The sequence below is a fragment of the Oceanobacillus sp. FSL W7-1309 genome, from assembly GCF_038002145.1.
Taxonomy (GTDB): domain Bacteria; phylum Bacillota; class Bacilli; order Bacillales; family Amphibacillaceae; genus Oceanobacillus; species Oceanobacillus profundus.
On record NZ_JBBOBX010000002.1, the window covers coordinates 1,145,821 to 1,159,089 of the forward strand.

Consider the following 13,269-nt stretch of genomic DNA (forward strand, 5'->3'; position numbering starts at 1 on the left):
TTTTACTCACTTTCTAATTACCTCCTCCATGTTATATGCCTAAAGTAGCTCCTCCATCGATAACCATATCGTGCATGGTTATATGGGATGCATGATCGGAAACTAAAAATAGTACCGTTTCAGCAATATCCTTTGGTTTGCCTAGCTTACCCAGAGGAATTCCAACTCGGTATGCCTCAGATTGGCCTTCTATCGTTTTTTGGGCACCGTGTTCATCTTTCCAAAGTTTTTTCAGCATACTTGTTTCCGTGGAACCGGGAGAAATAACATTACAGCGAATGTTATACTGGGCGAGCTCTAGTCCCATACATTTTGTAAACATTGTTGCGGCCGCTTTAGAAGCTCCATATGCAGCCATTGCCATTCTTGGCATATGAGCCGCATTAGAGCTTACCGTAATGATGGCTCCACTTTTACGAGGGATCATGCGCCTAGAAACAGTACTTGATACATGAAACACGCCGGTAGCATTGACAGCAAAGCTTGCATTCCAATCTTCTTTATCGAGCACATCGATCTCTCCTAATCGCAGCATACCAGCCGCATTTACTAGGATCTCGATAGGTCCGACATCGGATTCAATAAAAGCAACAACTTCCTCAACAGCATCTAAATTGCTGATATCTATTGAAAAACCTGTAGCCTGATAGCCTTTATCCTGCAATTCTTTTACGCACTTTTTCAGTACTTGACTATTTGTATCGATTGCCGCAATTACTGCACCATTCTCAGCAAGCTTCTCGGAAATAATTTGTCCCATCCCTCCTGCCGCCCCAGTAACGACAGCAATTTTCCCATTGATTTCACTCACATTCATAGCACCATTCCTTTCGAATAATTGGTTCTGGGTGAAAAAAATAATTGAGAATGATTTTCATTATCAATCATTGACACCCATCATAGACGCTATTAACGTGAAAATCAACTATTTTTCTTAATTTTTTATCATTTGGTAATTTTGTACTACACCTGTATTTCTTAAGTATAAATACATAGTTTTTTCTTTGTTTATCACTTTTTAAAAACGTAAAATATTGTACTTTTACAATAAAACACAATTGAAAATGATTATCAATATCAACTAAAGATATATGATAGGCTTGAAAATTTTAAAAATCAAGTGTTTTTCCATCGTTTATGTTATTTGCTCTTCTGTTCCTATTGCTAAGGTAATGCTTTATTTTTTCGAGTACTATAAAGGTCATTTATTAATGGATAAGTAAAATTGATTATGTGTAATAAAACAAAATCAGCCTTAAGACATGAATGAATTTTTTTTTAGTAATTTAGGGCTTATTTTCAAAGACTACCTGAAATTTGTGAGACTCCATATTTTGTTGTTAACTATTTTCGTGAAGAATTTATTTCATAAAAAAAGGGTATATATACACTTTAAGAAAGATGCTGTTAATGACATTGCACTAGGCATAACAGCATGGAATATATTTTCTTTCCCAGAAGCAGAGTTCTTGATTTCGGATTCCCTGAAATTATCATTGCTGGCACTGCTATTCAAGGTTTGCATTGCGAGAAACGCGTAATAGTTTATCCGATAGGAGAATTACTTCTGGAAAATAAAATTTCAACAGCGATTCCTTTGCAATCAGTTTAAAATTCGTTACTATTAATAGTAGAATCAATCTTGGGAGGGATAAAAATGGAACTAACTGTATATTTAGCGGGGCAAATTCATACAGATTGGCGTGATGAGGTACAACAAAAAGCAAAGGAACGAGATCTTCCATTAAAATTTGTTGCACCACAAACCAATCATGACCGTTCGGATGATATTGGAGAGGATATTTTAGGTGAACAGCCTGGCAAGTTGTATAAAGACGACGCCGCTTCCAGTGTAAATAACTTCCGTACACAAGTATTAATGCAGAAATCGGATGTTGTGATTGCGCTATTTGGAGAGCAGTATAAGCAATGGAACACTGCAATGGACGCAAGTGCTGCCATTGCAATGAATAAACCAACTATTATTATTCGTCCAGAATCTTTAATTCATCCGTTGAAAGAGCTTTCCAATAAAGCGAATGTTACAGTAGAAACAGTCGATCAGGCATTAGAGGTATTAGCATATATTTATGAATAAGAAGAACAAAAGCGCAAGTGCCTGATTAGCGATGTACCGACTGCGCTCCGAACGAAAGAACCGAAAGTAAGGGGTCTCCCTTACTTTCGGTTCTTTTTTTCACTCCAGTATTCCCATTGACCGCGTAACAGCTTCACAACATGCACGAACATTTCCTGTCGCGATACCAGATCATTCGTGAAAATTCCAATCGCTCCTTCTCGAGTCCGTACTGCTTGCTTTTCTGCATAGCGATCCATTAGATCGCCTAGCTCTGCACCATCACGCAATCCAGCTTCTAGTTCTTTTGGTAAAGCAACTCGAGCACCACTAGCCGTAAATATCTGGCCCTCTGGTGTAACAAGTGCGCCCCAATTACATAAATATAACCTGCTGTCGACGTACATGACACCGCCCTCTAGTCCGATGCCAATTGCTATGTCTTCAACTTCCGCACATTGCGTTGCTCGATTTACTGCTCCAAGCATTGTTTCTTCGTCTGAAAATGGCTGTTTCGATACGCCAGAACTTGCATTGAAAGCAGTTATCGAAGCATCTGGAAAAACTTCGGAAACTGCATTAATTTTCGTTGGGTTTTTTGAACCAATTTTAATCTTCATCCTCATTCACCTCGTGCTTGTATAAACAATAAACTCGAAACTCCTTTACGCCTTTCTTATTACTTCAAGCATGTTTTGGTCTGTCGTTTTAACTAGCTTCACTAACAATTCTTTCGCTGCTGCATAATCGTCTACATGAATGATGGATGCAGACGTATGAATGTAACGTGAACAGATTCCAATAACTGCTGACGGCACACCATCACCAGACAGGTGTACACGCCCGGCATCTGTTCCACCTTGCGAAATAAAATATTGATATGGAATGTTGTTCGACTCTGCCGTATCCAAAACAAATTCACGCATACCGCGATGTGTAATCATCGTCCGGTCAAAAATACGAAGCAATGCGCCTTTGCCTAATTGACCAAACGCTTTTTTATCGCCTGATGCATCATTTGCTGGTGAAGCATCCAGTGCATAATAGATATCTGGTCCAATCATATTCGCTGCTACTTGTGCTCCGCGTAACCCAACTTCTTCTTGTACAGTTGCACCAGAATACAATTGGTTTGGCAATGTGTCATGTTGTAATTCCTTCATTAATTCGATAGCAAGCCCACAGCCGTAGCGGTTGTCCCAAGCTTTAGCAAGAATTTTTTTATTGTTTGCCATCGGCTCAAAAGGTGTGATTGGGACGATGGAATCTCCTGGACGTACGCCAATCTTCTCTACATCCTCCCGATCATCTGCACCGATATCAATGAGCATATTCTTAATTTCCATCGGCTTCTTACGTTGTGCCTCTGTTAAAAGATGTGGCGGGATTGAACCAATCACACCAATTACAGGACCGTTTTTCGTCATTACTTGGACACGCTGCGCAAGCATTACTTGATTCCACCAGCCACCAAGTGGTTGAAAGCGAAGCATACCATTGTCTGTTATTTGCGTCACCATAAAGCCGACTTCATCCATATGGCCTGCCACCATAACGCGCGGTCCTTCTCCATGCTTTACACCAAAAACGCCACCAAGGTTATCCTGAATGATCTCATCTGCATACTTTTCTAATTCTTTTTTCATAAAAGAACGGACAAGATGCTCATTCCCCGGCGCACCTTGCAGCTCTGTCAGATTTTTAAATAGCTCAAGTGTAACTTGTTTCATCTTATTTCCCTCCAAATAGGTATAAACGATTTAGAACATCCAATTTTAGTATAACTGAAACCGTCGAAAACTTTCCACTTATCACGCACTATCGTTTTCATTTTATGCGATAATCCTGTATACTTGCACATAATAGAGGTGTTCAACACGCACTTCATATACAGTCTACTAATCTTTTTCAAGAGGTGAACGTATTGAGCAGAAGAAAAGTGATTCTTGCCGCTGCATTCGGTTTTGCAATCGGATACTTGGCAAGGGAACAAGTCAACCACTATCAAAAAGTAACTCCAGAGAAAGCTTTAAATCATGCAAAAGAAATGTTTAAACGCAAAGGGCCAATTAGTGGATCATGGATTTATATGAAACCAGAGGAAGTCGAACGTAATGGCCTTCTTTATAATGCCTATCGCGGCGGCATTACCCGTAATATCGATGGTGAAAATAAGCAATATGAATTTTATGTAGATGTAGAAACTGGTGGGATTATCGACACGAAACAAACTGTATAAGAAGACAACAAAAGCTACTTTAGAAGATAATTACTTTTAAGGTAGCTTTTATTGTCTTCAAGTTATCTTTACCGCTTAAAGCCATTGCATCAATTCCCCTCCCCGGACTAGTCACAGTCTAACCAGCAAACGTTCATATTAATTCCATACTAAGTTTTTGTAAAATTGCAGGCAATTACCTATACAAACAGGTAAACTTATCGTATAATAAATGTAATTGATATAATATTTAGTCAATTCGACATTAATTTCATTTTTTTGACAGGAGGACACAAAATGATTCAAATTAATCTTACCATCGACTATGACGGTAAGCTCTACAACACGAATGTAATCACAACAAACGATACAAGTGATGAAGAAATATTGCAAATAGCTATTTCACAAATTGAACAGCAATGGAAAGAATGATTTCATAAGTAGGCATCTGTTAACGATACCTGCTTTTTTTAATTTCCTCCATAGATCGTCTATTGTATAACTATTTCAAGATTCTCCCCCCCAACTCCAATATCCACTTAAATAAAACCTATTATAAATTCAAATAAAATATGGCAAAAATTAAATCTATTTGCTATGATAATTCTTATATATTTTAAATGTTGATATAGGAGGTTTGTCCAAAATTTATACTAAGTAGTCCTTTTAATGTGAATTTTTTCACATTAAATATCATATTCATGCTTTAATTAGACAACGACAATTTGTAAACGATTTACGGATGACCTTATCTTTCAGTGGCAAAATAGATTATTGATTACATGTTTCGGAGGTATTTGATGAAAACAAATGAGTTAACATGGGCATTACTTATCTTGGTTATTGTTTTACTAGCATTTATCCTTCCCTATACCGTGCTCGCGAATGTTACAAAATGGTATGGAAGCTTCTTGTTATGGATTGCTTTGGCACTTATTACAATTATCATGAATTATTTCTTGACAAAGAATTGGGGTAAAAAATAATGACAACTTCTCTTGTTTGGTGGGCTATTTCGATTTACGTCTTGCTGGCCCTCGTTATTGCATTTCTATCCAGAACGGGCAAACAGCATAATATGGAGAGCTATTTTCTCGGCGACCGAAAAATGGGTGGATTTGTCTCAGCACTTAGCTACAGCGCTACCACTTACAGTGCATTTATGCTCGTGGGGCTAGCTGGTCTAACCTATAGTGGTGGTGTAGGAGCACTCGGGTTTGAACTAATATACTTGATGGGTGTTTCATTAGTTGCCTTCTTTGGTCCTCGATTTTGGGTGGTGGGGAAAAAGTATGGGTATGTGACACCATCTGAAATGCTTGGTGATCGTTATGATAATAAATATGTTGCAATTGTTGTTGCGGTTACAAACTGTTTGTTTCTTATACCGTACAGTGCTGTTCAGCTTTCAGGTGTCGGTTACTTATTGCAAGGTGTTACGAATAATGCTATTCCTTATACGACAGGTGTCCTTATTGCTACACTACTTGCGATTGTTTTTACATACATTGCCGGTATTCGTTCTGTAGCATGGACAGACTCCCTTCAAGCATTGTTTATGATTGTTAGCTCTACAGTGGTTGTACTTATTCTTGTGAACGGATTAGGTGGGTTTACTACATTCTTTGAAACGATTGAAACGACGCAACCTGAATTATTAACGGTTCCAGGTAACGGATTTTTTAGTTTTCTTACATTTCTAGGATTAACGATTCCTTGGTTCTTCTTTAGTCTTTCCAATCCACAAGTCAGTCAACGTTTGTATATGCCAGCATCCTTAAAAAGCTTAAAAAATATGCTGATGGGCTTTCTTGTATTTGGTTTTATTTATACCTTTGTTGCTATTATCTGGGGCTACTCTGCTGCAATCATGTTTCCTAACTTAGAAAACGCTGATCTTGCAACACCATTGGTGCTTTCTTCAGATTTAGTACCTCCTGTCCTTGGAGTTATCGTCATGGTTGGGATCATGGCGGCGGCAATTTCAACAATCGATTCGATTTTATTAACGTTATCATCCCTTTTTGCTAAGGATGTTTATGGAAATATCAAAAAGAATACGAGTGACAGGTTACAGCTTCGAGTTGGAAAAATTGTTATTCCAATCATCGCTCTCCTTGCCTATCTTTTTGCTGAAATGCAACTGAATTTAATTGCAGTGCTTTCTGTAGCTTCCTCGGCTGGATTAATTGTAGTTGTGCCAGCAATCATTGGAACCTTCTTTTGGAAAAGAGGAAGTGCAGCAGGTGTTCTTTCCAGTGTTTTAGTTGCTGGGATTATTGTTATTCTTCTCGAGTTTTTCCAAGTGAAACCATTTGGACTTGCCTCGGGACTTTGGGGAATTGGAATTTCAACGATTCTTTTTATTGGAGTTAGTTTACTAACAAAAGCTCCCGAAGCAAAAGCAAATGAATTTCTTACCTATATCCGCCAAGCATTAAAAAAAGAAAGCTAGGAAGTTGAGTCCCTTCAATTTTGAAGGGGTCTTTTTTATTGTCATGAATAGTTAACTCACCATGTTTATTTTCCAATGAATGACTTCTCTTAGAATGGGATAACCTATAAAAAGTATGTTCACTATAGAGAGGATGCGGATTCTATGAAATATATCAAACCGTTAATCATTAAATTTATTTTAACAACTGTCATTGTAAGCATTGTCCTTGGACTCTTTTTCAATGTTTCTTTTGCAGGAGTAATAACAACAAGTGTGCTTCTTACTGGACTGGCTTTTCTTGGTGATGTGTTTGTTATACCATTGATTGAAAAAAGCATGGCATTAATCAGCGATTTTATCCTTGCATGGGTAGTTGTGCTTTTTATTGGAAATATGCTCTTTAACGCATCCGTTCCAATTGGTTCAGCAGCATTTATAACTGCCGCCGTCATCACCGTTGGGGAAGTATTTTTCCATCAATATATGAGGCGAGAAGTGTTACGAAATTTAAAAAATACGGAGAACAAAGTTGTTTACCTTCCAAAACGATATTTCCAAACAGAGTTTAGTTCGGAGTTAGATAAACCAAATGATCCAACAAATCAAGATGAAAAATAATATTTTGTATTTGTAGGAGTATTTTTTATAAAATGGTACACAATATGGATTGTAAAAGCCACTTTATGATGTAGTGAATTGTTTTTACAAACAAATCCTAGGAGGAATAACATGAATAACAGACAGAACAACCGCAATAGAAACAACAATAACAACAATCATAACAATAATAACCAGGAAGTTAATAACGTTGAGTTCGCGAACGAATTTCTAGATGATTTAGATAACAATAACAACAACAACAATAACAACAACGATAACAATAATAAACGTAACAGAAACAATAACAACAATCGTTAATACGGAAACCTGTCTCGCGGATCAGTGAGACAGGTTTTTTAAGTGATAACATCATATCCTGATTGGAATCGGTAAATAAAGAAACCCGAGTAGTTTATACTCAGGCTCATTAACGAAAAGATGATAACAATTGATTATGTGCTGCTTTCGCAGATTCTGCAGCTATTTTCAGATTCGATTTGATTTTAGGGTTTGCTGAAGTTTGTGCAAGCACTTCTAACTGATTGGCAATTTTCTGATGTTCACCTATCAAATAATGTAAGTTCTCTAATTCCGTATGTGTTAAATACTGGTTCATAACTCATTTCCCTCTCTTTGTGTATATTAAATTATTCTTTCCTTAAGAATGGTGAATCATACCGGTGAATCACGAAAAAAACTCCAATTATAGTGTATGAAAGTGCAAGGTTGTCTCATTACGAATTTTTTCTAGGTTGTGTTGAAAGGTGTATGATGTAGATGCAATGTTTTTTCTTTTAGTGAAGTTAAAGGAGATAACTAGGTAATAGGAAAAAAAATCAATCCACTTATAGGGTGAATTGATTCCTAAGGTAATAAATTATTTAACTATTTCTTGAAGCAATTTCTGCATAGGCTGCTTTTGTTACAGTTATCAAATCAAATGGTGCTAATTCGATTTGCATCCCTCTTTTTCCAGCTGAGACAACGATTCTTCCCATCGTTTTAGCTTCAGCAGCAAGATACGTTGAAAAACTATTTTTCATTCCAATCGGTGAGCAGCCACCACGTATATAGCCTGTTGTTTTTTCTAAATCCTTCATCGGTAGCATTTCCATCTTTTTGTTGTCACTTACTTTTGCTAATGCTTTTAAATCGAGTTCATTTTCAGCTGGGATACAGGCTATCGTCACACCAGTCTTATCACCGACTGTCACTAAGGTTTTATATATTTTATCAAGTTGCATACCTACTTTTTCCGCAGCAGTCCGAGCATCTAACTGCTCCTCGTTCCACGGATATTCATAAATGGTATAGTCAATTTTTTCTTTATCCAACAAGCGGATGGCATTCGTTTTTTGTATCTTTTTTTTCTTCATTGGGTAGTGACCTTCTTTAACGATTTTGTATACAATCATCTTATCATAAATCTGATAGTTCCCTATAGGAAACTGCCCATTCACGTACAGGTTCTATCTTTTAAGCTTTGGTTGAAGATTGATACTTCCCCACATACTCCTCTTGGTCGAGTACTTCTATAACAGTTGACCAATGCAATACAGTTCCAACGAAATCTCTTATATCCAATCCTTTCATTTCATAAGTAGCTTCGTCATTAACCGTCCCAGTTGCATCTTCAATAAACGTTACCCGATAGCCTCTGTCATAAGCAGCGATTGCAGTAAATTGACAGCAAAATTCTGTTTCGAATCCTGTTATAAAGAGATGATTTACTCCGAGTTGATCTAACTTTTCACTCAGATTTGTCTGAAAAAAGGAACTTGGCGTCTTCTTTTCAATTACAATATCTGCATATTTTTTTAAAGCATGATGCAATTCTGAGCTTGGGGATTCCCTATAAAATGGACTTTTTTCATCACCTTCTAAATGTCTTATAAAAATTATGGGCTCCTCATTTTCTTTAAAATCACGAATAATAGATTCTATATTGTTCAGTTCTTGCTGGAAATCTTTACATTCTACAATAGCATGTTGCACGTCGATTACGAGCAGAGCTCTCATTATTACACCACCTAATTTATATTCTAAATAGTTAACCTAATTGCTTACCGTACTTTGAACAAACTGAACAAACGACTCTTCCTCTTCTACAAATGGATTATGATTGCTTCTCTCAAAAGTTGTCATACTTGCATTTGGCATTAAATCTGCTGCTTCTTTTGAAAAAACATGCGGACATTGCGCATCATAAAGCCCGCAATAAATAGATGCAGGAATTTGAATACTAGGTAACAAGGGTCTGACGTCGTAGGTTTTCAATTCTTGGTATGAAAAATAGTTGAGACGTGGACTGACCGCTTTTCCACTGTTTGGACGATTTATAATTTCTTCGTACTGTTCGTAGTCGAAGATAGACATTAAAAACCACTCTTTATTTAATGCTCTTCTTTCTTCAATCGGGGTTGTTGGTGAATCAAGCAAGCGTAAAATTTCAATTATACGAGCGTTATTCGGATTCTCTTTACAATAGATACTTCCTGGGTGATCCATATATGCAGCTGATGCGCATAGCCCTCCGCCAATTATTTTTGTTAGGCTCTCCTGTGCTGTTGCTCCATACATTAATGCAAGCATTCCTCCTGTTGAATGCCCTGCAAATCCCCATTTCGCAATGTTTAATGCTTCCCGAATTGCCTCTAAATCCTTAACCGTTTCAGACATACGATACTCTGATTCATGCACTGCTTTCACCGAGTTACCGCATCCTTTCAAATTCACTAAATAAACCGTATAGTGATCCGTAAATGGTTGGGCAAATGTATTTCCATTTGTATTATATTCGCTATACAGGTGAGTTACACATAGTGGCTCTCCGTTTCCCTTTTGAAAATATTCAAATCTTCCTCGGCTTGTCTCAATAAAGCTCTGTTTCCACACCATACCTACCTCGTTTCTCGTCTGTGTTTTCAAACAATTACTCTCTGTTTTATTAATTAAAAGCGCACCTTCTCTAAATTTACTGATTATTGTAAAGATAATCAGAATGCACCCACCCGTGAAAAATTCAATCGTCCAGACTGGCGACCATTATTGTACTGACAAACCAAATTATTACTGCTGGAATATAATATATAATAGCAATACCTATACCACCAATTAGAGGGTAAAGATTATTAAAATATATAATGTTATAGGAGAAGAAAAGAAGAAAAAAGATAAGAGCTTTTAAAAAAGAGCTACCATAGAAGACAAATCCAATTCCAGGAATAATTATGTTTGCAATAGTGCTGACACGTCGCTTGAATGATTTTTGTTCGTTTTTCAAAACAATAATTTCTTTGTGCAGTTCCCTTTTTAACATTTTTACTTCTTCATTTTCCATTTTCAAACTCCCTCGTTTAAAACTTTTTAATTTTCTAATACCGCAGAACAAACCTGTACCTTCATCAAAGAAAAAGATGCTAGTAGTCAATCCCAATATTTGCTTATTCGTTATTGCTAGGTCTTTAACAGCATGGCTCGATTGTTGAACACAATCCAATTGGACTCTTTAGCTACTTTGCCGCTTAAGCAATATCTCCTTCTTAAATAATACCATAATATTCAATTAATACACCCTAAAAAAAGGACGACCAAATTAATGATCGCCTTACTTAACACTTTCACCAATGACTTCAAGAAGAGTCCTATCATCATGCAGTACGAACGATTTATTTGTCCTCGCCATCAACAAATCGCAGCATTCCTTTACCAACAGATATAACATCCTCCTGATTAAAAATAATATAAGCTGTTTTTCCAATATATTTCTCACATTCAAATTCACCAAGAACTGTCACGTACCCCTTTTCAAAAAAGTATATGAGTTGCCTACCATGTTCCTCAACAGCACTTAAATCGTTATGTAAATATGCTTTAATCGGCTTATCGTATAATCTCATGTAAAATCATATCCTTTCCAATTACCTCCCAAATAAACTGCCCTTTTTTACCATGGTAAAAACATCCGATCAACGTAAATTGAATAGTCGCTCGAGTTTCTTGATAAGGATTCCTGTTATTTTAATAACTTAATACGAATCCTTAAAAAACCAAAAAAAAAGGTTATTAACCCAAAATGTCTAATCAACTTTTAAATTATGCTCTTTTAATATTCAAATTCTTATCTGTGGGATTAATCAGTCATTAAGCATTTTTTGCTTGTTTTGATAAGACCTTGTTTGTACCACTTTGCCATTTTAAGAACAGATAAATCCCAATAATGATTAAAGAGCCGCCAAATATCTCTACAAATGTTAACATTTCATTCAAGAAAACAATAGCTAATAATGAAGCACCGATAGGTTCACCTAAAGTACTCATAGATACAGTGGTTGTATTTACATAATTCAACAATAAGTTATATATGATATGTGCCCCAGTTGGAAAAATGGCAAGTAATATAAATACCATCCAATCATTAGCTGAATAACCGTTAAGAGGAATTTCACCAATGATATTAAAAATAATCATGGTTGTACCCGCAAAAAAGAAAACTAGAAAGCTGTAAACCCAATGATTAAGTGATTTCACGTTTCTTTGACCAATTAACAGATAAAATACTACAGAAAAAACAGATAGTAGTGATAATATATTTCCAAATAATACATCTCTGCCTAATCCAAGGTTACCTCCTCCAACAATAGCAACTCCAAAAAAAGCAATGCCCAAAGTTAAAAGTGTACGTAAATGTATTTTTTCTTTAAAGAAAATAAGCCCTCCAATTAGTGCTATCGCTGGCTGTAGGGCTAATATCAAAGTAGAACTTGCAACAGATGTATGATTAAGTGATTCAAACCACAATCCAAAATGACCAGCTAAAAACATACCCGCGAAGATAATAGCAAGCCATTCTTTTCTTGTAATCTGTTTTAGTGTTTTTCTATACTTTAGAACAAACGGCAATAATAACAGACATCCTAAAAACATCCGATACATAACCATAATGGTAGAAGGTGCATTAGATAATTTAACGAAAATAGCTGATAAAGAAATACAAACAATTGTAATAACAAGTAAAACATTTATGTTTTTCGGCTTCATATAAATTCCCCTCCAGACTTGAATAAACTCATCATAATTGATATATTACATATTAGATATCAAAAAGTAAATACTTTTTTTGCAGGTGATAAAATGAATTTAAAAGGGAATAAAATTAATCGTGTATCGATGCGTAATAATGCTTATGAAATCATTAAAGATGCCATTATATCTGGTGAATTAAAACCTGAGATGAAGATTAAGGATAAGGAATTATCAGAGCAATTAGGTATAAGCCGGACACCAATAAGAGAGGCTATGTTAAGGTTAGAGGATGAGGGTTTTATTGTTAGCAAACCGAATAGTTTCACCATGGTTGCACCTATTAACATTACGGAGGTTAAAGAAACTTATAGCATAGTTATTGCTCTGGAATCACTTGCACTACAAGAAGCATTCATTCACACCACTCCTTCACAATTGAAGCAGCTGGCAGAAATAAATAACCTTTATAAGAGTGCTATTGAAGAAGGCAACGCCAAAAAATGTCTCCAATACGATATTGAGTTTCATGGGCATATTGTTAGAATGTCTAAGAATAAAGAGCTTGAAAAGCTATTAACTAAATTAAAAGAGAAAATAATAAGAATAGAATCATTCTACTTTCATAATGCCATCCCAAAACAAAAGTCTATTAATGAGCATGATATGATTATTGATGGGTTGGAAAATAAGAAATATAAAGAAGAAGCGGTAGACACGCTTAAAAATAATTGGTTGAATAGCCTTAAAAACATATTATCTGAAGATAAGTAGTTTAAGAGGTGAAACAAACTATGAATAAGTCGGAACACACCTCGCTTTAAAGGATATTGAGATAAACCTTTTATTATTATTTGTTAAGAATACTACATAAGATCCTTGACATCTAATAAAGAAAGCCATCTAAGTAGATGG

General features: G+C 36.0%; 19 protein-coding genes. 9 read left to right on the top strand and 10 right to left on the bottom strand.

Going from position 1 to position 13,269, the window contains the following annotated elements; all coding sequences use genetic code 11:
• Nucleotides 1-31: 31 nt before the first annotated feature.
• Entirely contained in the window at nucleotides 32-817 is a 786-nt protein-coding gene (locus tag NST46_RS18340) for a 2,3-dihydro-2,3-dihydroxybenzoate dehydrogenase (protein WP_303450116.1), read from the bottom strand.
• Between the two features lie 618 nt (nucleotides 818-1,435).
• On the opposite strand from NST46_RS18340, the gene NST46_RS18345 reads away from it, so the two are divergent.
• Together NST46_RS18345 and NST46_RS18350 are read left to right on the top strand one after the other, a co-directional pair.
• Nucleotides 1,436-1,612, top strand: a complete 177-nt coding sequence (locus tag NST46_RS18345; protein WP_303450119.1) for a hypothetical protein — start codon at nucleotides 1,436-1,438, stop codon at nucleotides 1,610-1,612.
• A gap of 45 nt (nucleotides 1,613-1,657) precedes the next feature.
• Complete coding sequence (locus NST46_RS18350; protein ID WP_095307397.1) at nucleotides 1,658-2,098, top strand: YtoQ family protein; 441 nt, start codon at nucleotides 1,658-1,660, stop codon at nucleotides 2,096-2,098.
• An 80-nt stretch (nucleotides 2,099-2,178) separates the two neighbouring features.
• Here the strand turns inward: NST46_RS18350 and NST46_RS18355 are convergent, their stop codons facing one another.
• On the bottom strand, nucleotides 2,179-2,697 hold the full coding sequence (locus tag NST46_RS18355) for a DUF84 family protein (RefSeq protein ID WP_251660005.1): 519 nt from the start codon (nucleotides 2,695-2,697) through the stop codon (nucleotides 2,179-2,181).
• A 45-nt stretch (nucleotides 2,698-2,742) separates the two neighbouring features.
• The gene (locus NST46_RS18360) at nucleotides 2,743-3,807 is read right to left on the bottom strand and encodes a M42 family metallopeptidase (protein ID WP_118889025.1); all 1,065 of its coding nucleotides are present in this window, start codon (nucleotides 3,805-3,807) and stop codon (nucleotides 2,743-2,745) included.
• A gap of 194 nt (nucleotides 3,808-4,001) precedes the next feature.
• Between NST46_RS18360 and NST46_RS18365 the strand changes: the two genes are divergently transcribed.
• The 6 genes from NST46_RS18365 to NST46_RS18390 all read left to right on the top strand — a co-directional run bounded on the left by NST46_RS18365 (nucleotide 4,002) and on the right by NST46_RS18390 (nucleotide 7,650).
• Nucleotides 4,002-4,316, top strand: a complete 315-nt coding sequence (locus NST46_RS18365) for a PepSY domain-containing protein (RefSeq protein ID WP_095307401.1) — start codon at nucleotides 4,002-4,004, stop codon at nucleotides 4,314-4,316.
• 276 nt (nucleotides 4,317-4,592) lie between these two features.
• Nucleotides 4,593-4,727 (top strand): BA3454 family stress response protein, encoded by a 135-nt coding sequence (locus NST46_RS18370; RefSeq protein ID WP_095307402.1) that lies wholly within the window; start codon nucleotides 4,593-4,595, stop codon nucleotides 4,725-4,727.
• A gap of 368 nt (nucleotides 4,728-5,095) precedes the next feature.
• A complete protein-coding gene (locus NST46_RS18375; protein WP_095307403.1) occupies nucleotides 5,096-5,281 on the top strand; it encodes a hypothetical protein in 186 nt (61 codons plus the stop codon).
• Nucleotides 5,281-6,750 carry a sodium:solute symporter family protein gene (locus NST46_RS18380; protein WP_095307404.1) on the top strand — a complete coding sequence of 490 codons (1,470 nt, stop codon included), beginning with the start codon at nucleotides 5,281-5,283 and terminating at the stop codon, nucleotides 6,748-6,750. Before NST46_RS18375 ends, NST46_RS18380 begins: the two co-directional genes overlap by 1 nt.
• A 144-nt stretch (nucleotides 6,751-6,894) precedes the next feature.
• Entirely contained in the window at nucleotides 6,895-7,350 is a 456-nt protein-coding gene (locus NST46_RS18385) for a YndM family protein (RefSeq protein ID WP_095307406.1), read from the top strand.
• A 111-nt stretch (nucleotides 7,351-7,461) separates the two neighbouring features.
• Nucleotides 7,462-7,650, top strand: coding sequence for a hypothetical protein (locus NST46_RS18390; protein WP_303450133.1), 189 nt, complete (start codon nucleotides 7,462-7,464; stop codon nucleotides 7,648-7,650).
• Nucleotides 7,651-7,759: 109 nt separating this feature from the next.
• Here the strand turns inward: NST46_RS18390 and NST46_RS18395 are convergent, their stop codons facing one another.
• The 7 genes from NST46_RS18395 to NST46_RS18425 all read right to left on the bottom strand — a co-directional run bounded on the left by NST46_RS18395 (nucleotide 7,760) and on the right by NST46_RS18425 (nucleotide 12,372).
• Nucleotides 7,760-7,948: a hypothetical protein gene (locus NST46_RS18395; RefSeq protein WP_095307408.1), complete on the bottom strand. Its 189-nt coding sequence runs from the start codon at nucleotides 7,946-7,948 to the stop codon at nucleotides 7,760-7,762.
• A 265-nt stretch (nucleotides 7,949-8,213) separates the two neighbouring features.
• Complete coding sequence (ybaK, locus tag NST46_RS18400; RefSeq protein WP_341137566.1) at nucleotides 8,214-8,708, bottom strand: Cys-tRNA(Pro) deacylase; 495 nt, start codon at nucleotides 8,706-8,708, stop codon at nucleotides 8,214-8,216.
• Between the two features lie 100 nt (nucleotides 8,709-8,808).
• Nucleotides 8,809-9,351, bottom strand: a complete 543-nt coding sequence (locus NST46_RS18405) for a cysteine hydrolase family protein (protein WP_118889021.1) — start codon at nucleotides 9,349-9,351, stop codon at nucleotides 8,809-8,811.
• A gap of 36 nt (nucleotides 9,352-9,387) precedes the next feature.
• Complete coding sequence (locus NST46_RS18410) at nucleotides 9,388-10,227, bottom strand: alpha/beta fold hydrolase (protein WP_095307630.1); 840 nt, start codon at nucleotides 10,225-10,227, stop codon at nucleotides 9,388-9,390.
• A 127-nt stretch (nucleotides 10,228-10,354) separates the two neighbouring features.
• On the bottom strand, nucleotides 10,355-10,672 hold the full coding sequence (locus NST46_RS18415; protein WP_118889019.1) for a hypothetical protein: 318 nt from the start codon (nucleotides 10,670-10,672) through the stop codon (nucleotides 10,355-10,357).
• Between the two features lie 328 nt (nucleotides 10,673-11,000).
• Entirely contained in the window at nucleotides 11,001-11,231 is a 231-nt protein-coding gene (locus NST46_RS18420) for a hypothetical protein (protein WP_095307411.1), read from the bottom strand.
• Nucleotides 11,232-11,475: 244 nt separating this feature from the next.
• Nucleotides 11,476-12,372: a DMT family transporter gene (locus NST46_RS18425; protein WP_095307412.1), complete on the bottom strand. Its 897-nt coding sequence runs from the start codon at nucleotides 12,370-12,372 to the stop codon at nucleotides 11,476-11,478.
• Nucleotides 12,373-12,390: 18 nt separating this feature from the next.
• Between NST46_RS18425 and NST46_RS18430 the strand changes: the two genes are divergently transcribed.
• Nucleotides 12,391-13,128, top strand: a complete 738-nt coding sequence (locus NST46_RS18430; RefSeq protein ID WP_251659995.1) for a GntR family transcriptional regulator — start codon at nucleotides 12,391-12,393, stop codon at nucleotides 13,126-13,128.
• Nucleotides 13,129-13,269: the final 141 nt, after the last annotated feature.